The organism is Bordetella sp. 15P40C-2, from assembly GCF_009763235.1.
Lineage (GTDB): Bacteria > Pseudomonadota > Gammaproteobacteria > Burkholderiales > Burkholderiaceae_B > Bordetella_A.
Genome location: NZ_WSJA01000043.1, coordinates 20,274 through 44,396 on the forward strand (window position 1 = coordinate 20,274; position 24,123 = coordinate 44,396).

Consider the following 24,123-nt stretch of genomic DNA (forward strand, 5'->3'; position numbering starts at 1 on the left):
TTTGCGGTGACAAGTACGGCGTATTGCAACACAGGCTACCGCTGCGCCGGCGAGTGAATCCAAAGGCAGAAAGACAAAGAGCCCCGGTGCATGAACACTGGAGCTCTTTGTTTGCGGCCGGATCGGAGAACCGATCCGGACCAACAAGGCGATTAACGCTTGCTGAACTGCTTGCGACGACGTGCCTTGCGGAAGCCGACCTTCTTACGTTCGACTTCACGGGCATCGCGGGTCACGAAGCCGGCTTGCGACAACGCGGGCTTCAGAGCCGCATCGTAGTCGATCAGTGCGCGGGTGATGCCGTGACGAATCGCACCAGCTTGGCCGGTTTCACCGCCGCCGTGCACGTTGACTTTGATGTCGAACGACTCGAGGTGGCTGGTGAGTTCCAGCGGCTGACGCACGATCATGCGGCCAGTTTCGCGAGCGAAGAATTCGTCGACGGGCTTGCCGTTAACAACGATCTTGCCCGTGCCCTTCTTGATGAAAACACGAGCCACCGAGGTTTTGCGACGGCCGGTTCCGTAGTTCCAGTTACCGATCATGGCGTTTCCTTAGATATCCAGCGGCTTGGGCTGCTGAGCGGTGTGCGGGTGCTCGGCACCGGCGTACACCTTGAGTTTCTTGATCATGGCGTAGCCCAGCGGACCCTTGGGCAGCATGCCCTTGACGGCCTTCTGGATGGCACGGCCGGGAAACCGCTGCTGCAGTTTCTCGAAGTTCGTTTCACGGATACCACCGGGGTAGGTGGTGTGACGGAAGTACTTCTTGTCTTGCGTCTTGTTACCCGTAACAACGATGTCGGCAGCGTTGATGATGACGATGTAATCGCCCGTATCAACGTGCGGCGTGAATTCAGGTTTGTGCTTACCACGCAGGCGGCGTGCGACTTCGCTGGCCACACGACCCAGGACTTTGCCCTTAGCGTCGATCACAAACCAGTCACGTTGGACTTCATGCGGCTTGGCCACAAAGGTCTTCATGATTGGTTCCTAGTAAATATTGAGTTCTTGCCGGAACAGCCCGACAAGCTTTTTTCCATTCCATCGGCGCCTGACATCCCGATCCGGGCATGGCCCAAGGGATAGAGATTTCGGCTGGCCAAAGCGTTATTACCCGCCCGTGCCCCAACCGGAATAAAGGAAAGCTGATCATTCTAGCACGATTGATCAAAATTTGTGCAAACTCTGCTCAGCCGGAGCCACCTAGCTGCCCGTATGAGGCGCGCGAACCGCAAAAAAATAAGCGGGCGCAGGGCCCGCTTATTTGCCAGGGCGGCATCACCCGCGGATGCGGCCTTGGCCGCGCGCAGAGATGCTTATTTCCTGGATATCACGACTTCTGGGACATCACGACGCCCAGGTAGTTGTCGTAGGAACCTTCAACCAGACGGAACCATGGCACCACGCTGTCGCGGAAGCCCATGTAGTTGTCGTACAGGTTCTTGAACTGCGGCGACTTGTCGCAGAATTCCTTGTACACGGTCTGGGCAGCCTGGTAGGAGGCATCCATGACGGCGCGCGGGAACGGACGCAGCTCGGCACCGGCGGCAATCAGGCGGCGCAAGGCGGCCGGGTTGCTGGCGTCGTAGCGCGAGGTCATGGCCACGTGCGCGACGCGGCTGGCGGCCTCGATGATGGTTTGGTAGTTCTTGGGCAGCGAGCCGTAGGCGCCTTCGTTCAGGTACAACGACACCTGCGGACCACCTTCCCACCAGCCCGGGTAGTAGTAGTACTTGGCGACCTTGTTAAAGCCCAGTTTTTCGTCGTCGAAGGGTCCGACGAATTCCACGGCGTCCAGCGTGCCTTTTTCCAGCGACGGATAAACGTCGCCACCGGCCAGCTGCTGCGGCACCACGCCCAGACGCGAGAGCACTTCGCCCGCAAAACCGGCGGTGCGCATCTTCAGGCCCTTGAGGTCCTCGACCGTCTTGATTTCCTTACGGAACCAGCCACCCATCTGCACGCCAGTGTTCCCCATCGGGAAGTTGACGATCTTGAACGGCTTGAACATTTCGCGCGTGAGCTTCATGCCGTCGCCATCGAACATCCAGGCGTTCATCTGACGGGCATTCAGACCAAAGGGCACGGCGGCGTCGAAGCAGAACGCGGGGTCCTTGCCATAGTAGTAGTACGACACGGTGTGGCCGCACTCGATGGTGTTGTTCGACACCGCGTCCATGACCTGCAGGGCAGGCACGATTTCGCCACCGGGGAAATGACGGATGTTGAACTTGCCACCGGTCATCTCGCTGACGAATTTGCAGAAGATTTCGCCCGTGCCGAACAAGGCATCGAGGCTGCGCGGAAAGCTGGAGGCCATGCGCCAGTTCAGCGTGGGCGCGTCCTGGGCAAATACCGGGGCGGCAACCGCGGCGCTACCGGCGACGGCTCCCAGGCCGGCGTTTTTCAAAAAGGAACGACGTTGCATTGTAGTTAGCTCCTCGGTGGCAACTCGAAAAGGGATATCACGTTATGTGGCGGATATTACACCCTGTGACGTCCCGAACGTTAGCACCGGGCGCACGACGGCGCCTGGCACGCGCATGACGAGCGCCAGCGATGCGGCCTTATATGCCCGCGATCGCCATTTGTTCGATCAGGATAGAACCGGTGCGCTTCGTGCCGCGCGCGATGGTGTCCGAGCCGATCGCGACGATCTGACGGAACATATCGGCGAGGTTGCCGGCGATGGTGATCTCTTGCACGGCGTGCTGGATCTGACCATTCTCGACCCAGTAGCCGAAGGCACCGCGCGAATAGTCACCGGTGACGTAGTTCACGCCTTGGCCGATGAGCTCTGTCACGAGGAGACCCGTGCCGAGCTTGCGCAGCATGGCTTCGAAATCGTCTTCCGGCGCGGTCAGACGCGACGACATGGTCAAGTTGTGCGAACCGCCAGCATTGCCGGTGGTGACCATGCCCAGTTTGCGCGCCGTGTAGCTGGATAAGAAATAGCCTTCGAGAACGCCCGCCGAGACGACGCTGCGAGCCTGTGTGCGCACCCCCTCATCATCGAACGGCGAACTGCCCATGGCGCCTGGAACGTGCGGATCTTCGGCGATATCGATGTGGTCAGGGAATATCGGTTTACCCAGGGCATCGACCAGGAAACTGGCCTTGCGATAGAGTGCGCCGCCGCTGGTGGCCTGCGTAAAAGCACCGAGCAGCCCTAACGCGAGCGGGGCCTCGAACAGGACGGGGAATTTGCCGGTACGGATGCGCTTGGCCGACAACCGCGATAGCGTACGTTCGGCGGCGTAGCGACCAATCGCCTCGGGCGATGCCAGCCGCGCGGGATCGCGTTCGGAGCTATACCAATAGTCGCGCTGCATGTTGTTGCCACGCCCGGCAATCGGGGCGACCGACAGGCTGTGGCGCGAATACGGGTATCCGCCCAGAAAGCCCCGGGTGTTGCCCATGACAAACTGGCCTTCGTAAGTGCCGACCGTTGCGCCATCGGTATTGGTGATGCGTCGATCCACCGCGCGGGCCGCGCGCTCGGCGCGCAAGGCCAGCTCGGCCGCCTCTTCGGTGGTGACCGGCCAGGGATAGTGCAGCTTTAAATCGGCAATGTCCGTGGCCAGCAGGTCGGCATCGGGCAGTCCGGCGGCAGGATCGGCTGCCGTGTGTCGGGCAATATGCCAGGCCGCCTCAACTGTCTGACGCAGCGCGGATTCGGAGAAATCGGAGGTCGAGGCCGAGCCGCGGCTCTGACCAGCGTAGACCGTCACATCCAGCGAACGATCGCGGGTCTGTTCGACCGTTTCGATATCGTCGCGACGCACGGAAACGGACAGACCCAGGCTTTCGGAAACCTCGGCGGCGGCATCGCTGGCGCCGACCTGGCGCGCATAAGCCAGTACTTGCTCGACGAGTTCGCTGAAACGCGCGTGGTTGGCGGCCAGGGGGAGAGTGGAGTTAGAAGTCTTGACCATTGCAGTCCAATTAGCAGAGACGGTTATCATAGCTAAGTCTGCGTCAATGCAGTTCCCTCATTGCGGTCTCCATGAATTCCTCTATTTCCGATCCCACTCCCGACGACGAGTTCGACGAAAACGGCTACGACCGTCCCAGCAAGTCACAGATCAAGCGCGAAATGCACGCGCTACTGGACCTGGGCAAGCAATTGATCGAATTGCCGAACGACAAACTCAAACAGCTGCCGCTGGCCGAACGCCTGTACGAGGCCATCCGTCTGGCTCAGCGCACCACCAGCCGCGAGGGCAAGCGCCGTCAAACCCACTTCGTAGGCAAGCTGATGCGCGATGCGCCGGCCGATGAGATCCGTCAACAGCTCGACATCTGGCAAAACGGCTCGCGCGAAGAAACCGCCGCCATGCACCGGCTGGAGCTGCTGCGCGACAAGTTGCTGAAAGACGATGACGCGCTTACCGAGTTGCTCAACGCGCATCCGGGCGCTGACGTGCAGGCATTGCGCGCGACGATCCGCGCCGCGCGCAAAGAGGCTCAAGCCAACGCCGCGCTGCAACCTGGACAGGAACCGCAACGCAAACACTATCGCGCGCTGTTTCAAGCGTTGAAAAACCTCGCCGCCTGAACCTGAACTCGCCGCGCGTGTTGAATCCAGCGCGCACGCCGACCCGACGTTATTACACCGAATTCATTCGCCACTATGACTGCCACGCCCGCCCTCCTCGATTGCCTGGAAATCCCGACTGGCCCGAATCCGACACATGCCGTGATCTGGCTGCACGGCCTGGGCGCCGATGGCAATGACTTTGCGCCCATCGTGCCCGAGCTGCGACTGGGCAGCAGCCCGGCGGTGCGTTTTGTGTTTCCGCACGCGCCAGTGCAACCGGTGACGATCAATGGCGGGATGGCGATGCGCTCTTGGTATGACATCCTGGTCACTGACCTGGTGCGCCGCGAAGACGCCGCCGGCATCCGTCAATCCGAAGCGGCGGTACGCGCCCTGATCAAGCGCGAAAACGAGCGCGGCATTCCGACATCCCGCATCGTGCTGGCCGGGTTTTCGCAAGGCTGCGCGATGACCTTGCACACCGGCTTGCGGTTGGAAGAAAAGCTGGCGGGGATGATCGGACTGTCCGGCTATCTGCCGCTGTTGGACATCGCGACCAGCGAACGCCATACGGCCAATGCCGACACGCCGATCTTTTTGGCGCATGGCACATTCGATCCGGTCGTGCAGCTCGAGCGCGCGCAGGCCTCATTGGCGTTGCTGCAATCGTTGGGCCATGATGTCCGCTGGCATACCTACCCCATGCCGCACTCGGTGTGCGCGCCGGAAATCCAGGATATTGCGGGATTCCTGCGCGAAGTCCTGGCCGCCAGCGCGTGATTCGTCCGCGTTTGCGCTGACGAAGCATACGCGGACTCGACGGTTAAGCTGCCGGATGCGTGGCCACGCCGTTGATCCCATCTTGCCCGAACGAACGCTGGTCCAAGCTGGTCAATCCAGCAGGCTCAACCATACCCGCCGCATGGTCGGGTCTTCCGGATCCGGATCGTTGGTGAACCCCAGGCGTGTCATCAGCGTGAGCATCGGCCGGTTATTCGCCAGCACGAGTCCGTCGATATATTCGAGCCCCTGTTCACGCGCGGCATCGATCAGCGCTTGCATCAACTGACCGCCTAAACGCCGCCGCTGCCAATCGTCACCTATGACGAGCGCGTATTCCGCGCCGCGCCCATCGGGGTTACGCAGATAGTGCGCGAACCCGATGATGATCTCGCGCGGATGGCCGCGATTCTCCAGATTCGGCACCATGGTCGTGGCCACCAGCGCCAGTTCGCGGTGATAGTCGATCTGGGTATAGCGGGCCACCATGCGCGGCGTCAGTTCACGCATCATGGACACAAAGCGCATATAGCGCGAGCGTTCCGACAGCCCGCGGATGAACTCTTGCAGCGTTTCGCCATCCTCGGGGCGGATAGGACGAATGGTCCATTCTGTACCGTCTTCGAACTCCCGGTGCCGTACCAGGCGCGCGGGGTAAGGGTGTATCGCCATATGCGGATACCCCTCGGTCTGCGGCGAAGCACAGACCGGATCCGCGCATAGCGTGACACGCATGCCTGCGGCGCGCAGTTGCGACTGGCCCGCGTACAAGGGATCAATATCCAGTGAGTCTATGGCGGGCAATTCGGAAATGACCTGCGACACTTGGACCAAAGCATGCTGCAAGGCTTCAGTGGCCGCCACGCTCAGTTGCGAAGCCAGCACGCGCTGCCAGGCGCGGCTGCGTTCGATGAGTTGCCGCGCCAGGTAGCCGTTCAAGGGAGGCAAATCGCGGCCGCGATCGGCGCCCGTGGTCAATAACGCATCCTCGCCACCCGCACCGAACTGAATGACCGGGCCGAAATTCGGATCGCGGCGCACGCGTATCGCCATGGGACGTGATTCGGGTTCACCGGGCAATACGCCAGCGGGCACGTCCCGCAGCGGCACATCGAAGGCCTCCAGAATTTCGCGGCACTCTGCCGCAGTGAGATCCAGACGACCCATTTCCCGCGCACGTTCGATCACGTCGCGCGCGCGCGCCACATCCGGGACGCGGCTTGGCGGCTCGGGCGGCAGGGTTTGCAACAGCAACTGCTGGTTGTAGTAGTGCGTCGCCAGCACGCCGAACGCATCGGCCGCGGACTCGGGCGTGCGAAATGCCGGGGTGCCGGCGTCGTCCAGCATGCGGCGCAAGGGCCGCATGCCCGCGTCGCCCATGAAGCAGCTCACCACGGGCTTGCGCGCCTTGGGGGCATACTGCGCAAGCTGGCCCGCGACCGCGCGCATATCGGACAATGCGTCCGGCGCCAGCACGACCAGCACGCCATCGACTCCGTTGTCATCAATCAGATGATCCAGCACCGCCTGAATACGTTCGGCGGTAATGGGCACATAAGTAATGACAGGGTTCTCGGTGACCGCATCGGGTTCCAGCAAGGCCTCTAACGCTCGCCGCGTAGTGGCCGCCAGCTCCGCACGCAAGGTGGGATGATTGGGGCCAATCAAATCCAAAGCTAGCTGCGGCGGGCCACTGCCATTAGACAAAATCGCTACGCGCCGCCCCCGCGGACGACGCGCATAGCCCAGCACCTTGACCGCCGAGAAGAGTTGCACGAAGTAGCGCACCCGCACGGCGCCCGCCCGGCGCAAGGCCGCATCCAGCGCCGCATCGCTGCCCGGAGGACCATCGCGCCCGGCTTTCAAGACAATGACCGGCTTGACACTGGCGGCCGACCGCAACGCGCTCATGAATTCGCGTGCCGTGCCCACCTCTTCCAGATACAGCACGATGCTGTCCGTACGCGGATCACTGGCCAGGAAATCGAGCACCTGCGCGACACGGATCGAAGCTTCGTCGCCCAACGCGACGACCGTTGAAAAGCCGATGTGCGCATCATCTGCCCAGTCCATGACAGCGGCGGCAATGGAGCGCGATTGCGCGACCAAAGCTACCCGGCCCGGGCGCGCCAGCGTGGGATGCTGACTGAGATTCAGACCCGCATGCGGGCGCAACACGCCAAACGCTCGCGGTCCCAGGAGCGCGCAATCGTTTTCTTCGGCCCACTGGCGGCACAGCGCGACCGTGCCGCCGGGCCAAGGGTCCGGGATTTCGTGCGGTAAAACAATGACCGCGCGAGGACGCAATCGCGTCATGCGGCGCAGGGTTTCCGGTAACACCGCCGGAGACACACAGACCAGCGCGAGATCTGGCCGCTGTCCGGCGCCGATGCCTTGACAGGCTTCGGGGAACTCGGGCGCCACCGCGGCCGCCACGTCCACCAGCGTTGTACGCGCCCGCAAATCGGCCCGCAGCGAGGCGACGACAGGCAACGGACGATCCGCCACCACCACCAGCGAGCCAGGGTCAAATAGCGGGGCAAGAACGTGTCGCAGCATGGGCAGGTCGGCGCTACTCTAAAATAACCCCATCGTAACAAGACGGCCGCGCTATCGCCATGATGGCGCGCAATGTTTACCGCCCCTCGCGGCGGCGTGCCACGCCCTTACCTGCTGACTATGACTTCGACTCCTATCCGCACGCGCTTTGCGCCCTCGCCTACGGGCTTTCTTCACTTGGGCGGCGCGCGCACCGCACTGTTTTCGTGGGCGTTCGCCCGTCACCATCAGGGCGTCTTCGTGCTGCGCATCGAAGACACCGATCTGGAGCGTTCCACGCCGGAGGCGGTGCAAGCGATCCTGGACAGCATGGACTGGCTCGGCATGCAGCCCGACGAAGGCCCGTTCTATCAGATGCAGCGCATGGACCGCTATCGCGAAGTCATCGCACAAATGCTGGAGGCCGGCACTGCCTATTATTGCTATAGCTCGCCCGAAGAAGTCGAGCAGATGCGCGAGGCCGCTCGCGCGCGTGGAGAAAAACCGCGTTATGACGGCACGTGGCGCCCCGAGCCAGGCAAAACGCTGCCGGCCATCCCAGAAGGCCGCAAACCCGTCGTGCGTTTCAAGAATCCGCAAACGGGCACGACCAGCTGGAACGACATGGTCAAGGGTCCGATCAGCTTTGACAATAGCGAGCTCGACGACCTGATCATCGCGCGCCCGGACGGCACGCCGACGTATAACTTCTGCGTGGTGGTCGATGACTGGGATATGAAAATGACGCATATCCTGCGCGGCGATGACCATGTGAACAACACGCCGCGTCAGATCAATATTCTGCGCGCGCTGGGTGCGCCCGTGCCAGAATACGGTCATGTGCCGATGATTCTGGGTCCCGATGGCGAAAAGCTGTCTAAACGTCACGGCGCGGTCAACGTGATGGATTACGATGCGCAGGGCTACCTGCCCGAGGCGATGATCAACTATCTGGCGCGCCTGGGGTGGAGCCACGGAGACGACGAGCTCTTCACGCGCGAGCAATTGGTGCAATGGTTCGACACGGACCATCTGTCCAAGTCGGCATCGCAATGGGACCCGAAAAAGCTCAACTGGGTCAACGCGCACTACATCAAACAAACGGACAACGCCGAACTCGCCACGCGAGTCGCACCGCGTATCGAACGGCGCGGCGGCAACCCAGCAGCGACCGATCTGGTTGCGGCCATGGGTCTGCTGAAAGATCGCGCGGAAACGCTGGAGCAGCTGGCCGAAGCCGCGATGCTGTTTTGCAAGCCCTACGCCCCCGCGCCTGCTGAATTAGTGGAGCAGCACCTGACGACCACGGCTCGTGAGGCGTTGGCCGATTTTGCACAACGCGCCCGCGATACGGAATGGACCCGCGAAGGGATCACCGCATTGATCAAGGCCGTGCTGGCCGATCGCGGTATGAAGATGCCGCAGCTGGCTATCCCGCTGCGCGTCGCCGTCGTGGGACAAACCCAGACTCCCGCGGTGGATGCTGTCCTGGCGCTGATCGGCAAGGATGTCGTGCTAGAACGACTGGCGGCGATCTGATTCGTGCTGATGGGCAAGCGCGAGGGATATTGCGCTTGCCCTTGTCGCAGGTCTAGGCTTGCGCCACCCGATTCAATTGCTGCGCGCGTCGCTTGAGCACCCAGGCGAAGCTCATCCCCAGTACCGGCAGCAGTACGGCGGACGTGCCAAACAGCACCGCGGCGCCCGCCTCGTCTACAAAGACGCCGGCCAGCGCCACGCCCACGGCCTGTCCGAGAAACAGGCAAGATGCAAACCACGCGACCGCCGTGCCGCGCGCGGAGGGCACCATCTGCGTGGCATTCGTTTGCAGCGTCGCATGCAACAGGTAATAGCCGAAGCCCGCCAGCACGCTCGCCACCACCGCCCATACCCATGAAGGGCCCAGCCAATAGGCCAGAAAGGACAGGCTCAACACAAAGCCGCCCGACGTCACCAAACCGCGTTCGCCCAGCCAGTTGACCATGCGCCCGGCAATCAGGGTATAGAGCAGTCCACCCAGGGCATACACCGCCACCACGCCGCCCGAGGCGGTGAGCGACAAATCGAAGCGGTCATGCAGATAAGCCGGTGCAAAGGCCAGCGAACCGAAAACCAGCAGGCCCTCGAGGAACACCGTCACGAGCACGATGCGCGCCCAGGGCACGCCGAACACGGTGCGTACTTGTGCGACAAAGCTCAGGCGCTGTACCTGCGCACCGTCGCCGGACGCCGCGCCCGTGGCGCGATGCGCGGCCATACGTTTGACCTCGCGCATCAGCAGCGTGCCTACCACCACATAGCCCACAACCAGGAATCCGAACGCCCAGCGCCAGCCGATGGTGTCGGTAAACCAGCCGCCGACGACCTGGCCGACGGCCATCCCGAGGATCGTCCCCGTCAGAAAGCGCGCCAGCGTCGCCTGACGCTCTTCATAGCGCACGTTGTCGCCGATCCAAGCCATCGACAGCGGCACGATACCGGCACCGGCCGCGCCCGACAGGGCCCGACATAGGATCAGCACATCCAGATTCGGAGCGAGCACCGCGCCCATGCTGCCGATCGCGCAGGCAAAGGTCGCGATGGACACCACCCGGAATTTGCCGTAGCGATCCCCCACGGGTCCGAAGAACATTTGCAACAGCCCATAGGCGATCGCAAACGCCGTGACCGTCGCGCCCGCCTGCCCGGTCGAGGTCCCGAACTCGGCGGCCAGACGCGGCAGCATCGGATCGCAGATACGGAAGGCGCTCGCGCTGACGAACGCGGCCAGCGCCAACAAGAGAATGGCCCGATACGGAGCGCCCGAGGTAGTTGTGTGTGCGTCCTGCCCCACGGCGCTCAATCCGGCAGCCGGTAGGAGGCGGGCATGCGGCGCGCGGTGATCGATTGCCCGCCCTTGCGCACCTCATGCAGCTTCAGGCGTGTCGACTCGACCTTTTCAACCCGATACTGGTTCCGGTAGATTGGATCGTTCGTGTCGATGGCCTCGCCGTTGGATTTGACGGTTTGCAGGGTGAGCACGCCGTCTACGAGTTCCCAGCAGCCCGCTTCGCGCAGGCCGGGACGGATTCGTTTGCCGACTTTCAATTGGGTATCGTAGGTCATCGTGCCATTGGCCTCGAGCACGATCAGCGCCCGGAAGTCACCTGCCACCCCGCTGGGCCGGGTGTTGGACAACCAGCGGCCTATCAGCGCGCTGCCGGCGGGCGCCGGGCTACAACTGACCGGCCGTGGGGGTGTCGTCTCGACCGCGACTTGTTCGACCGGGGCATGCTGTGTGGAGCAACCCAATAATAAACTCGCCGCGCCAGACACGACGAACCCGCGATACCACCATGCTTTGATCATGACATCCTCGATACACATGCGCAGCGTGCCGCCGCTCGGCGGCCTCGGGCTTGCGCAACTGCAGGTGGGACTCTAAACAGCACTCGCGCTTGTTGCAATGCACCGCTGCAATATTGCAGTGTGGACGCAACAGGATGAGAAACTACGCAAGCTCACGACAGACGTTTATTCGGCGCGGGCGCGCGGTTTTGATCCGCAAAGCGGCGTAAAATGGCGACCGCGAGCAAGCACTACGCCGCTCGGCAGCGCCCTTGGGGCGCCGCGCATTTTGTCACGATTAATTGAGATTTCCCTAGGGTTTCCTAACTTGTCCCCCGCCCCATCGGCTACTAGAATTAGTGCTATAGTAGCGGCCTGGCACTACATATAGTAGCCATCTAGCGGCTGGAGCGATTTCGGCCGACGTGCCTGGACGCTCGTTCGGCACGGCTAGACATCATCCCTACAGAATTCCAGCACGGGCACATATCGTGCCCGCGTCTTTTTACGCTTTTCCACAGGAGCTTCCATGCAGACGACGATCGCCTCTGTGACTCGGCCCTCCGCCGTGCCGCCTAACACCAACGAAACCTCCGCCGATGCCCAGAATGGGCAATGGGCGGGTTATCAGGTTATTCGACGCAACGGCTCGGTAGTGGGTTTCGAGCCCAGCAAGATCGCCATCGCGATGACCAAGGCGTTCTTGGCCGTCAACGGCGGTCAGGGCGCGGCTTCCGCGCGTGTGCGCGAGCTGGTCGAATCGCTGACCAATCAGGCCGTCAGCGCGCTGGTGCGTAATCGTCCCAACGGCGGCACCTTCCATATTGAAGACATCCAGGACCAGGTCGAGCTGGCCCTGATGCGTTCGGGCGAGCATGACGTGGCGCGCGCCTATGTGCTGTACCGTGAGAAACGCGCGCAAGAGCGCGCCGCGGCCCAGGGCAGCAGCAGCCTGACGTCTCCCTCGCAAGAACAAAGCAATCTGCACGTGGTGGAAAACGGCGTACGCAGCCCGCTGAATCTGAGCGCCCTGCGCGCCACGATCGAAGCCGCCGGCGAAGGGCTGACCGAATTCATCGACACCGAAGCCATCCTGAAAGAAACGGTCAAGAACCTGTACGACGGCATTCCTGTTGACGAAGTGTTCAAGTCCGCGATTCTGTCTGCCCGCTCGCTGGTCGAAAAAGACCCGGCCTACAGCCGCGTGACCGCGCGTCTCTTGCTGCATACGATCCGTAAGGAAGTGCTGGGCGAAGAAGTCGCGCAGGGCGCGATGGCAACGCGCTATGCCGAATACTTCCCTGTCTTTATCCAACGCGGTATCGAAGGCGGTTTGCTCGATCCGAAACTGGGCGAATACGACCTCGCGCGCATTGGCGCCGCGCTCAATGACAAGCGCGATCTGCAATTCAGCTATCTGGGCCTGCAAACGCTGTACGACCGTTACTTCCTGCACATCGGTGGCCGCCGTATCGAGCTGCCGCAGGTGTTCTTCATGCGCGTGGCCATGGGTCTGGCGCTGCGTGAAACGGATCGCGAAGCACGCGCCATCGAGTTCTACGAAATCCTGTCGTCGTTCGACTTCATGAGCTCGACGCCCACGCTGTTTAACTCGGGCACGCTGCACTCGCAATTGTCGTCGTGCTATCTGACCACGGTCTCCGATGACCTGGAAGGCATCTACGACGCCATCAAAGAAAACGCACTGCTGGCGAAATACGCGGGTGGTCTGGGCAATGACTGGACGCCGGTACGCGCCTTGCGCAGTCACATCAAGGGCACCAATGGTGAAAGCCAAGGCGTGGTGCCGTTCCTGAAGGTCGTCAACGACACCGCGGTGGCCGTGAACCAGGGTGGCAAGCGCAAGGGCGCGGTGTGCACCTATCTCGAAACGTGGCACTTGGATATTGAAGAATTCCTCGAACTGCGCAAGAACACCGGTGATGAACGTCGCCGCACGCACGACATGAACACGGCGAACTGGATTCCCGATTTGTTCATGAAGCGCGTCATGGAAAACGGCGAATGGACTTTGTTCTCGCCGTCGGATTGCCCCGACTTGCACGACAAGTATGGCAAGGCGTTCGAAGAAGCCTATCTCGGCTACGAAGCCAAAGCGCAGCGCGGCGAGCTCAAGCTCTTTAAGAAAATGCCTGCGGTCTCGCTGTGGCGCAAGATGCTGTCCATGCTGTTCGAAACCGGCCATCCGTGGATCACGTTCAAGGATCCGTGCAACATCCGCTCGCCGCAACAGCACGTAGGCGTGGTTCACAGCTCGAACCTGTGCACGGAAATCACGTTGAACACCAACGAGTCGGAAATCGCGGTGTGCAATCTGGGTTCGGTGAACCTGGTCGCTCATATGAAACCGACCGCCGATGGTGGCTACGAACTCGATCACGACAAGATCAAGCGCACGGTCAGCATTGCGATGCGCATGCTCGATAACGTGATCGACATCAACTACTACGCGGTCAAGAAAGCGAAGGACTCCAACGAGCGTCATCGTCCGGTGGGCATGGGCATCATGGGCTTCCAGGATTGCTTGCACATGATGCGCGTGCCGTATGCCTCGCAATCGGCCGTTGAGTTCGCGGACCGTTCGATGGAAACGATCTGCTATCACGCTTACTGGGCATCGAATCAACTCGCTAAAGAACGTGGCCGTTATCCTTCGTATGAGGGCTCGTTGTGGTCGCGTGGCATCTTGCCGCAAGACTCGATCGCGATGCTGCGTGAAGAACGTGGTGGTCATGTTGAAGTCGATGAGTCGAGCACGCTCGATTGGGAGTCGTTGCGCGCAAGCATCAAAGAACATGGCATGCGCAACTCCAACTGCGTGGCGATTGCCCCAACGGCGACGATTTCCAATATCATTGGCGTGTCTGCGTGCATCGAACCCACTTACCAGAATTTGTACGTCAAATCGAATCTCTCCGGCGAGTTCACGGTCGTTAACGATTACCTCGTGCGTGACCTGAAGAAACTCGGGCTCTGGGACGAAGTCATGGTCGCTGACCTGAAGTACTTCGATGGCAGTCTGTCTCGCATCGATCGCGTACCGGCCGAAATGCGCGAGCTCTACGCCACCGCATTCGAAGTCGAGCCGCGTTGGTTGGTCGAGTGCGCATCGCGTCGCCAGAAATGGATCGATCAAGCTCAGTCGCTCAACATCTATATGGCTGGCGCCTCGGGCAAGAAACTCGATGAGACCTACAAACTCGCATGGCAGCGTGGCTTGAAGACCACCTACTACCTGCGCACGCTGGGTGCGACCAGCGCAGAAAAATCCACGGGCCGTGGCGGCGAGTTGAACGCCGTGAGCGCGACCCACACCGCTGCTGCTGTTGCCGCTGCAGCCGCAGCCCCTGCGTTGCCGGAACCCGAAGTCCTCGGGGCGGTTTGCACCATGCGTCCGGGCGATCCCGGATTCGAAGAGTGCGAAGCCTGCCAGTAATCCACACCGCCTCCGGAGAATTTATTCATGCTTAATTGGGACGACGACAACCTCGCAACGCAACCGGCCAACACTCCCGCGACTTCCGCGGGTGGTCAGCCGGGCAGCGCGGGACAACCTACTCGAGCCGCCACCGGCGTGTTCGGCGACTCGGCCTTGCCGCCGGCGGCACCCGCCTCCGCGGCGAGCGTCGATGCACAAGCCGCGGCGCATCGCGTCAAGATGGCGGACAAGCGCATCATCAATGGCCAGACCGACGTCAACCAGCTGGTGCCGTTCAAATACAAATGGGCGTGGGAAAAATACCTCGCCACTTGCGCCAACCACTGGATGCCGCAAGAGATCAACATGTCGCGTGACATCGCGCTGTGGAAGAACCCGAACGGCTTGACCGAAGACGAGCGTCGCATCGTCAAGCGCAACCTCGGTTTCTTTGTCACCGCCGATTCGCTGGCTGCCAACAACATCGTGCTGGGCACCTATCGCCACATCACGGCGCCCGAGTGCCGCCAGTTCTTGTTGCGCCAGGCCTTCGAAGAAGCCATCCACACGCACGCGTATCAATACATCGTCGAAAGCCTGGACCTGGACGAAGCCGAGATCTTCAATGCGTATAACGAGATCCCGTCCATTCGCGCCAAAGACGAATTCCTGATTCCGTTTATCGACGCCATTGCCGATCCCAACTTCAAGACGGGTACGCCAGAGGCCGACCAAACGCTGTTGAAGTCGCTGATCGTCTTCGCGTGCTTGATGGAAGGCTTGTTCTTCTATGTCGGGTTCACGCAGATTCTGGCGCTGGGTCGTCAGAACAAAATGACGGGCGCGGCCGAGCAGTACATGTACATCTTGCGCGATGAATCCATGCACTGCAATTTCGGCATCGACCTCATCAATACGATCAAACTAGAGAATCCTCACCTTTGGACACCGGAATTTCGTGAAGAAATACGTGGTTTGTTCCAAAAGGCTGTCGAACTCGAGTACGCTTACGCCGAAGACACAATGCCGCGTGGTGTGTTGGGATTGAACGCGCCTATGTTTAAATCCTACCTACGCTTCATTGCAAACCGTCGTTGCCAACAGATTGGTATTGAGCCTCTGTTCCCGCAGGAAGAAAACCCCTTCCCGTGGATGGCAGAGATGATAGACCTGAAGAAGGAACGCAACTTTTTCGAAACACGCGTGATCGAATACCAGACTGGCGGTGCGCTGAGCTGGGAATGATGTGAACGTTTGGCGTCGGTGCCTTGATGCTCGAGACGCCGAACATTGCTCCGTCGGCCAGGTATTCGAATACGCAGTACCAAGCAGCAGGCAACCCTTAACCCGGTTGCCTGCTGGCGCCATTTGAGATGGCTCGCACGAATCGCGGGGGCCATATCAAATGGCTGTGCCGAATTCATTAGCGCAAACCGTAGTAGCTGTCACCGAATTGGGACAGCGGCATGCGCCGATGAATAGCCCGGGCATCTGCCGTCGATCGATGGTGGATTGCATGGGTTTACGTTCTGGGACCCCTCTGAACCTAAGGAGCAAAACCATGGCAACAGCCAAGAAGGCCGCTAAAAAGGCGGCAAAGAAAGTAGCAGCGAAAAAGGCAGCGGCTAAGAAAGCCCCCGCCAAGAAGGCCGCGAAGAAAGTCGCCGTGAAGAAAGTCGCGGCCAAGAAAGTAGCAGCCAAGAAAGTCGCCGCGAAAAAAGTAGCCGCCAAGAAAACGGCTGCGAAGAAAACCACCGCTAAAAAAGCAGTGAAGAAAGCGACGGTCAAGAAAGCCACCGCCAAGAAAACGGTAGCCAAAAAGACCACCGCGAAAAAGACCGTTGCCAAGAAAGCGGTAGCCAAGAAAACGACGGCTCGTAAAACCGCCGCCAAAAAGACCACCGCTAAAAGTGCAACCAAATCGGTCGCCAAGAAAGCCACCGCCAAAAAAGCGGTAGCCAAGAAATCGGCCGCTAAGAAAACCGTTGCCAAGAAAGCTGTAGCCAAGAAGGCCACCGCTCGCAAAGCATCGGCCACCAAGGCTGCCACCACGAAAGCCGTGAAGAAGGCACCCGCCGCGGCCAAGAAGACCGCAGCGAAAAAGCCTGCCGCTAAGAAAACGGCTGCCAAGAAGCCTGCCGCGCAACCGACCGCGGCTGCCACGCAAGGCGCCAAGACCACGGTGAATCCGGCTGCTTCGTGGCCCTTCCCCACGGGTGGTCGCCCGTAATTCTGGCCCGTTCCGTTAAGGTCGGTGCTCGTAGAGCCGCCTGGTGCAAGCCAGGCGGCTTTTTGCTGTTCGCCGCGCGCATGCACACTGCCAAGCCGCATGCGGCGTGCGACAATGACGAGGATCTATTTTTGTCAGGCTGTATTCATGTTCGGCGATATTCTCCGTTTCTTGCTCGAAATCACCTTTATGCTGTTCGGCGCGGCGCTGATCGTGCGCGCGTGGATTCACGCGGTGAGGCTGCATCCGTTTAACCCCTTGAGCCGCGGGATCTATCAAGTCACCAACTGGTTGGTCCTGCCGATCCGCAAGATCGTGCCGGCGGGCAGCGTGCTGGACTGGCCCAGTTTATTAGCCGCATGGCTCACGGCCATGCTTTATCTGGTGCTGACGTGGCTGGTGGTGATGCACACGCTGATCCCGGCGGCCCTGTTGCCGGCGGCGCTTGGCGCTTCGTTATTGATGGTGGCGCGATGGACGTTGAACATCATCGTTTGGTTGACGTTCTTGCAAGCCATTCTGTCGTGGGTCAATCCCATGTCGCCGCTCATGCCCTTGCTGCAGACGCTGACGGCACCCTTGCTTGAACCCATTCGCCGGATTCTGCCGAACTGGCGTATCGACCTCTCGCCCTTGGTCCTGTTTATCCTCGCGCAGATTGTCTTGATGATGCTGTCGCGGGTGATCTTCATGCTCAGCGGTGTCTGATCGTCGCGTCCCACGACAGCAAGAAAAACGCCCACCGGTTCGGTGGGCGTTTTTCTTGATAGAGCCGTCGCAGCCGCGCGGGGACCGGCAGTCACACCGCACGCTGAAAGGCTAAAAAGGCGGTCGCCACGCGACTCGCCTTTGGCCTCATCAATACGGTGTCACGCGCGTGGGGCCTGCGCCGCTGATGACCTGCACACGCTGGCCCACGCTGATGGGCACATCGGCTTCCTGAGCCACGACACGCGTCTCGCCGTTATCCAGACGGACGGTGATTTCCAGGCCCGAGGCGCGCGCAGCACGGTTTTCGACGGCGTTACCGGCCAAGGCGCCGAGGATCGCACCGCCCACGGTGGCGATCGCGCGTCCCGTGCCGCCACCGATGGCGTTACCGGCGACACCACCCAATGCACCACCGGCAACCATGCCGACGCCACTGGATTTGCTTTCTTCGATGGTGATCGGACGCACGCTGGTTACCGTGCCATTGCGCACGATTTGCTCGCGCTGCGCTTGGTCATAGCTATAGACCGAGCTGGAGGCGCTGCGATTAGCGCAACCGCCCAGCACGGCCATCGAGGTAACGACGGCGGCCACCGCAAGCCAACGGCCAGTACGGGACGCAACGACGGAGGTAGAAAAAGTCTGACTCATGTGGACTCCTTGATCGGTAACCACTAATTTACTCTACAGATAATACCCTGGCGCGGGCAAGAAGATACCGTTGAGAAACAGCCTGCAACCGCTGTGCGCACACGTGGCCGCGTGCGCTCGTGTCACGCTTGCCACCATGCAAGCGCTATGCCGGAATATGAGGGCGTATCTTACGACGCTTGCACCGGGAGCGAAATGCCGTAAGCCGCACGCAGCTGCGCGTCGATCTCGGCACGGCTGGGTGCGTGATTCTGCGGGCCGCGCGACGCGATTTTGATCGAGCCCATCAGATTGGCCAACCGGCAGCTGTCGAGCCAGCTCCAACCTTGCGTCAAGCCATACAGCAGCCCGGCGCGGTGCGAATCGCCGCAGCCCGTGGGATCGACGACCGCCTCTGCTGCCACCGGTTCCACGTGCAGCGCCTCGCCGCCGGTGTAGAGGGTGGCGCCCTCGCCGCCGCGCGTCACCACGACGGCTTGAAGTTTCTCGGCGATTTGCGCCATGCTCATGCCAGTGCGTTGCTCGACCACCCCAGCCTCGTAATCGTTCACCGTGAGCGCCTGTGCGAGGCCGAGCATGCGTTGCAGGTCCGCGCCATCAAAGAGCGGCATGGCTTGACCCAGATCGAAGATAAACGGGATACCCGCGGCATGCAGGCGCTCGGCATGGGCGAACATGCCTTCCTTGGCGTCGGGCGCGACGATGGCCCAGGCGGCTTTGGCGCCGGAGATATCGTTTTGTGCGGAGAACGACATCGCGCCCGGGTGGAACGCGGTGATCTGGTTGTCATCCAGATCGGTCGTGATGAAGCATTGCGCGGTATAGGTGCCAGGAATGACGCACAGACGCGAGGTCTCGATCTGCATGCTCTTGAAGCGTTCGATGTAGTCGCCCGCGTCATCGCCCACTGTCGCGACCGGTACGGGATTGCCACCCAGCAGCTTCAGGTTATAGGCGATGTTGCCGGCGCAGCCGCCGTATTCCTTGCGCATCGTGGGAACCAGAAAGGACACGCTGAGTGACTGGATGCGGTCGGCAAGGATATGTTCCTTGAAACGTCCCTCGAACACGGCGATGGTGTCGAATGCCATCGAGCCGCAAATCAGAACAGAATCCGTCATGCTGAGTATCCTTCAGGGAAAAAACTTATGAAGCTGGAAGCCGTTGACCATCGGGCCGCTGACCTCGATGGGCACGGCGATGTTGAGTTCGGCGCCCGCAGCGAACGGACGCTGCGCCTGCTCGGGCGTGAGATAGGCCTCGGGCGGAATGATTTTGCGGATCACCACGGTGTCCGACAGATCGCTCAGATCCAGACGTAATGCCGGCCAGGGCTGCGGTTGATCGTAGAGATTGCGCAGCGACGTACGCAGTACCAGCCGTGTGGTGTTCCCGCTCTCGGCGGCCGCTTGGCCGGCGGGCGGCTGCAGCGATGAGGAAGTAATGGCGATGCGATTGATATGGCGGGCATAGCCGACCTCGCAACCCAACGAGGCGCAGGCTTTTTCGAGCATTGGACGCATCGCGGGAGACCAATCGGCAAGGGTGGTGCGATAGAGATAGATCGCTTGCGCGGCCAGCAGCATCAAGCCCAGCACGCAGCCGTACCCCCACAGGCTGCTCAAGAAAGCACGCCGTACGTGTTTATCGTCATCCAGAAACTCGGGCGGTGCACGGCCAGCGTCGGTCGCGCCGTGATAGCGCGTACGGGCCTCGCCCACCACGATGGGCGTGTCTTCATCCGACTCGTCTGCGAGCGACGCGGATCCACGTGCCGCCGCGCGACCGTCCCAGGCGCGATCTGCCGTGACCATTTCGTCCGTGTCGTCCTCGTCCGGATCGGCGACGCGGATCACAGGTTCATCCGGCGTATCAATCCAACGCGGCTCAGCGGCGAATCGCTCGCCCGCATGGGAGGCGTGGGAAAGCGTAGGCGCGGCGGCCCCGTGCCGTGGGGGCAGTTCATCGGGCGCAACAAACGTCGGCTCGCGGTCCGATGTGTCGGATCGCCAGTCCTCGTCGTCGTCCTGATAGCTCGTGTCGGAAACGGCAGCGTCACCCAGATAAGGGTCCTGCCGTGACATGGCGGAGCGATTACGCAATACGGCCGGGGCCGCTGGCACATCCGCCGCCGTGATCGCGGGTTCGCGTGTAAGGGTCGGCTCGACGGATGAGCTTGTCCGGGGCGCGGGCGCGGGTGGACGTACGAATGCAGGTGCGGCGACAGGCGCGTACGCCGGTACAGGCGTCGCAACTGAACCCTGGCTCACCAAAGGCGCCGCCGCCTGGCTTCCCGCCGTGGGCCGGGTGCTGTTGCTCGCCATCTCGATCGACCCGAATCCGTCGGGGATCTGTGCGGTCAGGCACGCGCGGCCGTCGAACACGGTGGCGCACTCGCCGCAGCGGACCAGACCGTTACGGACACGTAGTTGATCCGGCACCACCCGGAAAGCGGTGCCGCACTGAGGGCAGCGGGTCGTCATGGCCATGGCGATATCCCGGTGCGTATCAATCAGGTTTTACGACCGTGCAGGCATACCCAGCCGTCACGGGCTTGCCAGACGGACATTTTGAGCCATGGCGCATAGGCCAGGGCGACTTCTTCGGCCTGCCGTTCCAGCACACCCGACAGCACCAGATCGCCGCCCGGAGCCACGCGACCGGCCAGCATGGGCGCGAGCACCTTCAACGGATTGGAGAGAATATTCGCGACGACCACCTGATAGGTGCCGTCGGCCAACGCGTCGGGCAACAGGGCCTGCACGGACACGCGGTTTACCTGGGCGTTGTCCATAGTGGCTTGCACGGCCTGAGGATCGATATCGACCGCGTCGGTCGAGCCCGCACCCAGCTTTTGGGCAGCGATGGCCAGAATGCCGGAGCCGCAACCATAGTCCAGGACCGTGGAGCCCTTGGGCAACTCGGCTTCGAGCCACGCCAGACAGAGATGGGTGGTGGGATGACTGCCCGTACCAAACGCCAGACCCGGGTCGAGCTCGATATGCACGGCGTCCTCGGCCAGGGTTTCCGCCGCGGACACATCGGGGTCATCGCGGTGCCAGCTGGGGACGATCCAGATGCGCTGGCCGATGTGAATCGGGCCGAACTGGGATTGGGTCAGGCGCACCCAGTCCGCGTCAGGAACATCACGTAAAGACCAGCCACCCAAGGCGATCGGGTCGATGCCGGCCTGGCTGGTCGCTTGTTCGTAGATTTGCGCGGGGTCTGCACCATCGGGCAGCAACGCAACGACGCGATTGCGGTCCCAGGCTTGAACTTCGGGCTCAGTGCCGGGCTCACCGAACAGGGGTCGTTCGGCCTCGGTGCCGAAGTCGGCATCCTCGACGGAGACCGACAGCACACCCGCCTCGAGCAGCGCATCGGAGAGGGTCTCGGCCTGTGCCTCGAGACAATGTAGGACGAGTTCACGCATGACGATGGATTCCGGCAAAGGCGGGCCACGTGGGCCCGCCTGGCATCAAGGGCGCTGGGCCAGCTTGTGCTCTAGGTAATGAATGCTCGTGCCGCCCTCGATGAAGCGGGCGTCTTGCAGCAATTCGCGATGCAACGGAATGTTGGTGGAGATACCCTCGACCACCATCTCGGACAGCGCGATGCGCATACGAGCCAGCGCCTGTTCACGGGTGTCGCCATACGTGATGACCTTGGCGATCATCGAGTCGTAGTTAGGCGGCACGAAATAGCCGTTGAACACGTGCGAATCGATACGCACACCGGGGCCGCCCGGCGTGTGCCAGTTGGTGATACGGCCAGGGCTGGGCACGAAGCGGAACGGATCCTCGGCGTTGATCCGGCACTCAATGGCATGGCCCTTGAACTGGATATCGCGCTGACGCAGCAGGAATTTTTCGCCCGCGGCGATGAGAATCTGTTGCTGCACCAAGTCCACGCCGGTGATCAACTCGGTCACCGGGTGTTCCACCTGAATACGGGTGTTCATTTCAATGAAATAGAACTCACCGTTTTCGTACAGGAACTCGAAGGTGCCGGCGCCACGGTAGCCCATCTTGCGGCAAGCGTCGGCGCAGCGGTCACCGATGCGCTCGATCGCGCGACGCGCGATGCCGGGTGCGGGGGCTTCCTCGATGACTTTCTGGTGACGGCGCTGCATGGAGCAGTCACGCTCGCCCAGCCATACGGCGTTGCGGCCGCCATCTGCCAGTACCTGGATTTCCACATGGCGAGGATTCTCGAGGAATTTCTCCATGTAGACTTCAGGGTTATTAAAGGCCGCGCCTGCCTCGGATCGCGTCATGGTGACGGCGTTGACGAGCGCGGCTTCGGTATAGACCACGCGCATGCCACGCCCACCGCCACCACCTGCCGCTTTGATGATGACCGGATAGCCGATCTCGCGCGCGATGCGCACGATTTCCTTGGGATCGTCAGGCAATGCGCCTTCCGAGCCGGGCACGACCGGCACGCCGGCCTCGATCATGGCTCGCTTGGCACTGACCTTATCGCCCATCAGGCGGATGGTTTCGGGACGCGGGCCGATGAACACGAAGCCGCTTTTCTCGACGCGGTCCGCAAAATCAGCATTTTCCGACAGGAAGCCGTAGCCGGGGTGAATGGCCTCGGCGTCGGTCACTTCGGCCGCCGAGATGATGGCGGGCATGCTGAGGTAGCTGTCACGCGAGGGAGCCGGCCCGATACACACGGACTCGTCTGCCAGGCGTACGTATTTCGCATCGCGATCGGCCTCGGAGTGCACGACCACCGTCTTGATGCCGAGCTCGCGGCAAGCGCGTTGAATGCGCAGCGCGATCTCGCCGCGGTTGGCGATCAGGATTTTTTCAAACATAGGTGCAATTAGCCAATAACGAACAGCGGTTGACCGTATTCGACGGGCTCGCCATTCTCGACGAGAATCTCTTTGATGACGCCGGATTTATCGGCTTCGATTTCGTTCAGGAGCTTCATCGCTTCGATGATGCACAGGGCGTCGCCTTCCTTGACGGTCTGGCCGACGTCCACGAAGGGAGCAGCACCCGGATTGGGCGAGCGGTAGAAGGTGCCGACCATCGGGGCCTTGACGACATGGCCTTGCACCACCGGAGCGGCTTCCGGCGCGGGGGCAGCGGCGGGGGCCGCGGCCACGGGCGCGGCTGCGGGAGCAGCCTCGGGCGCATGGTAGGCCACGGGCTGGACCGTTTGCGAGAACTTAACGATGCGAACTTTGCCTTCGCCTTCGGTAATTTCAAGCTCGGCGATGCCCGATTCAGCCACCAGGTCGATCAGGGTCTTGAGTTTTCGGAGATCCATAGAAGCTGCTTCCCGATTAATGTTCGCAGCGCGACATCAGAGCTGCGCTGCATCATGTGTATGAGTGAGATAAATAAAAGACCGAAGCCATCATGCCGAGCCCGGCCCGCAAAGCCCGCTAATGCCGGGCCGCGTAGCGTACCGCAGCGGCATAGCCGTCTGCGCCCAGGCCGCTGATAAGCCCGATAGCCAGATCTGACAGATAAGAGTGCTGCCGGAAAGGTTCGCGTTTATACAGGTTCGACAAATGTACTTCAATAAAAGGGATCGCGACTGCCGCCAGCGCATCGCGCACGGCGACGCTGGTGTGCGTATAGGCAGCGGCATTGATGACGATAAAGTCGGTTCCATCCTGGCGTGCAGCCTGAATGCGATCAACTAATGCGCCTTCGTGATTGCTTTGCCAGGCGGTGAGTCCGACGCCAAGCTCCCGAGCCAAAGACTCCAGCTCCTGGTTGATTTGCGCCAGTGTGAGACTGCCGTAAATATGAGGCTCGCGTAAACCCAAGAGGTTCAGGTTGGGGCCGTGCAGTACCAGGATGTGTTGCGCCATGGATCGGGTCGCGCCGAAAAACCAGACACTCAATGTGTCGGCAAAACGATCAATAAACCGCCTTTT

21 protein-coding genes are annotated in these 24,123 nt (G+C 61.4%); 7 read left to right on the forward strand and 14 right to left on the reverse strand.

Annotation, left to right across the window (positions count from 1 at the left end):
• Nucleotides 1–152 precede the first annotated feature (152 nt).
• The 4 genes from rpsI to pmbA all read right to left on the reverse strand — a co-directional run bounded on the left by rpsI (nt 153) and on the right by pmbA (nt 3,937).
• Nucleotides 153–545 carry a 30S ribosomal protein S9 gene (rpsI, locus tag GOQ25_RS17635; protein WP_160351796.1) on the reverse strand — a complete coding sequence of 131 codons (393 nt, stop codon included), beginning with the start codon at nt 543–545 and terminating at the stop codon, nt 153–155.
• Nucleotides 546–554: 9 nt separating this feature from the next.
• Complete coding sequence (gene rplM, locus GOQ25_RS17640) at nt 555–983, reverse strand: 50S ribosomal protein L13 (protein WP_160351797.1); 429 nt, start codon at nt 981–983, stop codon at nt 555–557.
• Between the two features lie 349 nt (nt 984–1,332).
• Entirely contained in the window at nt 1,333–2,430 is a 1,098-nt protein-coding gene (locus GOQ25_RS17645; protein ID WP_160351798.1) for a TRAP transporter substrate-binding protein, read from the reverse strand.
• Between the two features lie 139 nt (nt 2,431–2,569).
• The gene (gene pmbA, locus GOQ25_RS17650) at nt 2,570–3,937 is read right to left on the reverse strand and encodes a metalloprotease PmbA (RefSeq protein ID WP_160351799.1); all 1,368 of its coding nucleotides are present in this window, start codon (nt 3,935–3,937) and stop codon (nt 2,570–2,572) included.
• 71 nt (nt 3,938–4,008) lie between these two features.
• Between pmbA and yjgA the strand changes: the two genes are divergently transcribed.
• Both yjgA and GOQ25_RS17660 read left to right on the forward strand, forming a co-directional pair.
• The gene (gene yjgA / locus GOQ25_RS17655) at nt 4,009–4,560 is read left to right on the forward strand and encodes a ribosome biogenesis factor YjgA (protein ID WP_160351800.1); all 552 of its coding nucleotides are present in this window, start codon (nt 4,009–4,011) and stop codon (nt 4,558–4,560) included.
• A gap of 75 nt (nt 4,561–4,635) precedes the next feature.
• Entirely contained in the window at nt 4,636–5,322 is a 687-nt protein-coding gene (locus GOQ25_RS17660) for an alpha/beta hydrolase (RefSeq protein ID WP_160351801.1), read from the forward strand.
• A gap of 111 nt (nt 5,323–5,433) precedes the next feature.
• On the opposite strand, the gene GOQ25_RS17665 is transcribed toward GOQ25_RS17660, so the two are convergent.
• On the reverse strand, nt 5,434–7,881 hold the full coding sequence (locus tag GOQ25_RS17665; RefSeq protein ID WP_160351802.1) for a GNAT family N-acetyltransferase: 2,448 nt from the start codon (nt 7,879–7,881) through the stop codon (nt 5,434–5,436).
• 120 nt (nt 7,882–8,001) lie between these two features.
• Here GOQ25_RS17665 and gltX point away from each other — a divergent pair, with 120 nt between their 5' ends.
• Nucleotides 8,002–9,399 carry a glutamate--tRNA ligase gene (gene gltX, locus GOQ25_RS17670; RefSeq protein ID WP_160351803.1) on the forward strand — a complete coding sequence of 466 codons (1,398 nt, stop codon included), beginning with the start codon at nt 8,002–8,004 and terminating at the stop codon, nt 9,397–9,399.
• 52 nt (nt 9,400–9,451) lie between these two features.
• Here the strand turns inward: gltX and GOQ25_RS17675 are convergent, their stop codons facing one another.
• Nucleotides 9,452–10,693: an MFS transporter gene (locus tag GOQ25_RS17675; protein WP_370519984.1), complete on the reverse strand. Its 1,242-nt coding sequence runs from the start codon at nt 10,691–10,693 to the stop codon at nt 9,452–9,454.
• 5 nt (nt 10,694–10,698) lie between these two features.
• Nucleotides 10,699–11,208 carry a hypothetical protein gene (locus GOQ25_RS17680; protein WP_160351804.1) on the reverse strand — a complete coding sequence of 170 codons (510 nt, stop codon included), beginning with the start codon at nt 11,206–11,208 and terminating at the stop codon, nt 10,699–10,701.
• A gap of 508 nt (nt 11,209–11,716) precedes the next feature.
• Between GOQ25_RS17680 and GOQ25_RS17685 the strand changes: the two genes are divergently transcribed.
• The 4 genes from GOQ25_RS17685 to GOQ25_RS17700 all read left to right on the forward strand — a co-directional run bounded on the left by GOQ25_RS17685 (nt 11,717) and on the right by GOQ25_RS17700 (nt 17,564).
• Complete coding sequence (locus tag GOQ25_RS17685; RefSeq protein WP_160351805.1) at nt 11,717–14,644, forward strand: ribonucleoside-diphosphate reductase subunit alpha; 2,928 nt, start codon at nt 11,717–11,719, stop codon at nt 14,642–14,644.
• A gap of 27 nt (nt 14,645–14,671) precedes the next feature.
• Complete coding sequence (locus GOQ25_RS17690) at nt 14,672–15,871, forward strand: ribonucleotide-diphosphate reductase subunit beta (RefSeq protein WP_160351806.1); 1,200 nt, start codon at nt 14,672–14,674, stop codon at nt 15,869–15,871.
• A gap of 316 nt (nt 15,872–16,187) precedes the next feature.
• On the forward strand, nt 16,188–16,856 hold the full coding sequence (locus tag GOQ25_RS17695) for a histone H1-like DNA-binding protein (protein WP_160351837.1): 669 nt from the start codon (nt 16,188–16,190) through the stop codon (nt 16,854–16,856).
• Between the two features lie 147 nt (nt 16,857–17,003).
• A complete protein-coding gene (locus tag GOQ25_RS17700; RefSeq protein WP_160351807.1) occupies nt 17,004–17,564 on the forward strand; it encodes a YggT family protein in 561 nt (186 codons plus the stop codon).
• Between the two features lie 150 nt (nt 17,565–17,714).
• Here GOQ25_RS17700 and GOQ25_RS17705 read toward each other — a convergent pair whose 3' ends face one another.
• From GOQ25_RS17705 to aroQ, 7 genes are all read right to left on the reverse strand, one after another.
• Nucleotides 17,715–18,218, reverse strand: a complete 504-nt coding sequence (locus GOQ25_RS17705; protein WP_160351808.1) for a glycine zipper 2TM domain-containing protein — start codon at nt 18,216–18,218, stop codon at nt 17,715–17,717.
• Nucleotides 18,219–18,388: 170 nt separating this feature from the next.
• Nucleotides 18,389–19,339 carry a carbohydrate kinase family protein gene (locus tag GOQ25_RS17710; protein ID WP_160351809.1) on the reverse strand — a complete coding sequence of 317 codons (951 nt, stop codon included), beginning with the start codon at nt 19,337–19,339 and terminating at the stop codon, nt 18,389–18,391.
• A gap of 12 nt (nt 19,340–19,351) precedes the next feature.
• Nucleotides 19,352–20,707 (reverse strand): DUF3426 domain-containing protein, encoded by a 1,356-nt coding sequence (locus tag GOQ25_RS17715; RefSeq protein WP_160351810.1) that lies wholly within the window; start codon nt 20,705–20,707, stop codon nt 19,352–19,354.
• 23 nt (nt 20,708–20,730) lie between these two features.
• Entirely contained in the window at nt 20,731–21,651 is a 921-nt protein-coding gene (gene prmA / locus GOQ25_RS17720; RefSeq protein ID WP_160351811.1) for a 50S ribosomal protein L11 methyltransferase, read from the reverse strand.
• Between the two features lie 45 nt (nt 21,652–21,696).
• Nucleotides 21,697–23,043 (reverse strand): acetyl-CoA carboxylase biotin carboxylase subunit, encoded by a 1,347-nt coding sequence (accC, locus tag GOQ25_RS17725; protein WP_160351812.1) that lies wholly within the window; start codon nt 23,041–23,043, stop codon nt 21,697–21,699.
• 8 nt (nt 23,044–23,051) lie between these two features.
• Nucleotides 23,052–23,504: an acetyl-CoA carboxylase biotin carboxyl carrier protein gene (gene accB / locus GOQ25_RS17730; RefSeq protein ID WP_160351813.1), complete on the reverse strand. Its 453-nt coding sequence runs from the start codon at nt 23,502–23,504 to the stop codon at nt 23,052–23,054.
• A 118-nt stretch (nt 23,505–23,622) separates the two neighbouring features.
• Nucleotides 23,623–24,057 carry a type II 3-dehydroquinate dehydratase gene (gene aroQ, locus GOQ25_RS17735; RefSeq protein ID WP_160351814.1) on the reverse strand — a complete coding sequence of 145 codons (435 nt, stop codon included), beginning with the start codon at nt 24,055–24,057 and terminating at the stop codon, nt 23,623–23,625.
• Nucleotides 24,058–24,123: the final 66 nt, after the last annotated feature.

Excerpts from the sequence above, each read along its gene's own strand:
- rpsI (WP_160351796.1), bottom strand. The coding sequence starts at position 545 with ATGATCGGTAACTGGAACTACGGAACCGGCCGTCGCAAAACCTCGGTG.
- rplM (WP_160351797.1), bottom strand. The coding sequence starts at position 983 with ATGAAGACCTTTGTGGCCAAGCCGCATGAAGTCCAACGTGACTGGTTT.
- GOQ25_RS17645 (WP_160351798.1), bottom strand. The coding sequence starts at position 2,430 with ATGCAACGTCGTTCCTTTTTGAAAAACGCCGGCCTGGGAGCCGTCGCC.
- pmbA (WP_160351799.1), bottom strand. The coding sequence starts at position 3,937 with ATGGTCAAGACTTCTAACTCCACTCTCCCCCTGGCCGCCAACCACGCG.
- yjgA (WP_160351800.1), top strand. The coding sequence starts at position 4,009 with ATGAATTCCTCTATTTCCGATCCCACTCCCGACGACGAGTTCGACGAA.
- GOQ25_RS17660 (WP_160351801.1), top strand. The coding sequence starts at position 4,636 with ATGACTGCCACGCCCGCCCTCCTCGATTGCCTGGAAATCCCGACTGGC.
- GOQ25_RS17665 (WP_160351802.1), bottom strand. The coding sequence starts at position 7,881 with ATGCTGCGACACGTTCTTGCCCCGCTATTTGACCCTGGCTCGCTGGTG.
- gltX (WP_160351803.1), top strand. The coding sequence starts at position 8,002 with ATGACTTCGACTCCTATCCGCACGCGCTTTGCGCCCTCGCCTACGGGC.
- GOQ25_RS17680 (WP_160351804.1), bottom strand. The coding sequence starts at position 11,208 with ATGATCAAAGCATGGTGGTATCGCGGGTTCGTCGTGTCTGGCGCGGCG.
- GOQ25_RS17685 (WP_160351805.1), top strand. The coding sequence starts at position 11,717 with ATGCAGACGACGATCGCCTCTGTGACTCGGCCCTCCGCCGTGCCGCCT.
- GOQ25_RS17690 (WP_160351806.1), top strand. The coding sequence starts at position 14,672 with ATGCTTAATTGGGACGACGACAACCTCGCAACGCAACCGGCCAACACT.
- GOQ25_RS17695 (WP_160351837.1), top strand. The coding sequence starts at position 16,188 with ATGGCAACAGCCAAGAAGGCCGCTAAAAAGGCGGCAAAGAAAGTAGCA.
- GOQ25_RS17700 (WP_160351807.1), top strand. The coding sequence starts at position 17,004 with ATGTTCGGCGATATTCTCCGTTTCTTGCTCGAAATCACCTTTATGCTG.
- GOQ25_RS17705 (WP_160351808.1), bottom strand. The coding sequence starts at position 18,218 with ATGAGTCAGACTTTTTCTACCTCCGTCGTTGCGTCCCGTACTGGCCGT.
- GOQ25_RS17710 (WP_160351809.1), bottom strand. The coding sequence starts at position 19,339 with ATGACGGATTCTGTTCTGATTTGCGGCTCGATGGCATTCGACACCATC.
- GOQ25_RS17715 (WP_160351810.1), bottom strand. The coding sequence starts at position 20,707 with ATGGCCATGACGACCCGCTGCCCTCAGTGCGGCACCGCTTTCCGGGTG.
- prmA (WP_160351811.1), bottom strand. The coding sequence starts at position 21,651 with ATGCGTGAACTCGTCCTACATTGTCTCGAGGCACAGGCCGAGACCCTC.
- accC (WP_160351812.1), bottom strand. The coding sequence starts at position 23,043 with ATGTTTGAAAAAATCCTGATCGCCAACCGCGGCGAGATCGCGCTGCGC.
- accB (WP_160351813.1), bottom strand. The coding sequence starts at position 23,504 with ATGGATCTCCGAAAACTCAAGACCCTGATCGACCTGGTGGCTGAATCG.
- aroQ (WP_160351814.1), bottom strand. The coding sequence starts at position 24,057 with ATGGCGCAACACATCCTGGTACTGCACGGCCCCAACCTGAACCTCTTG.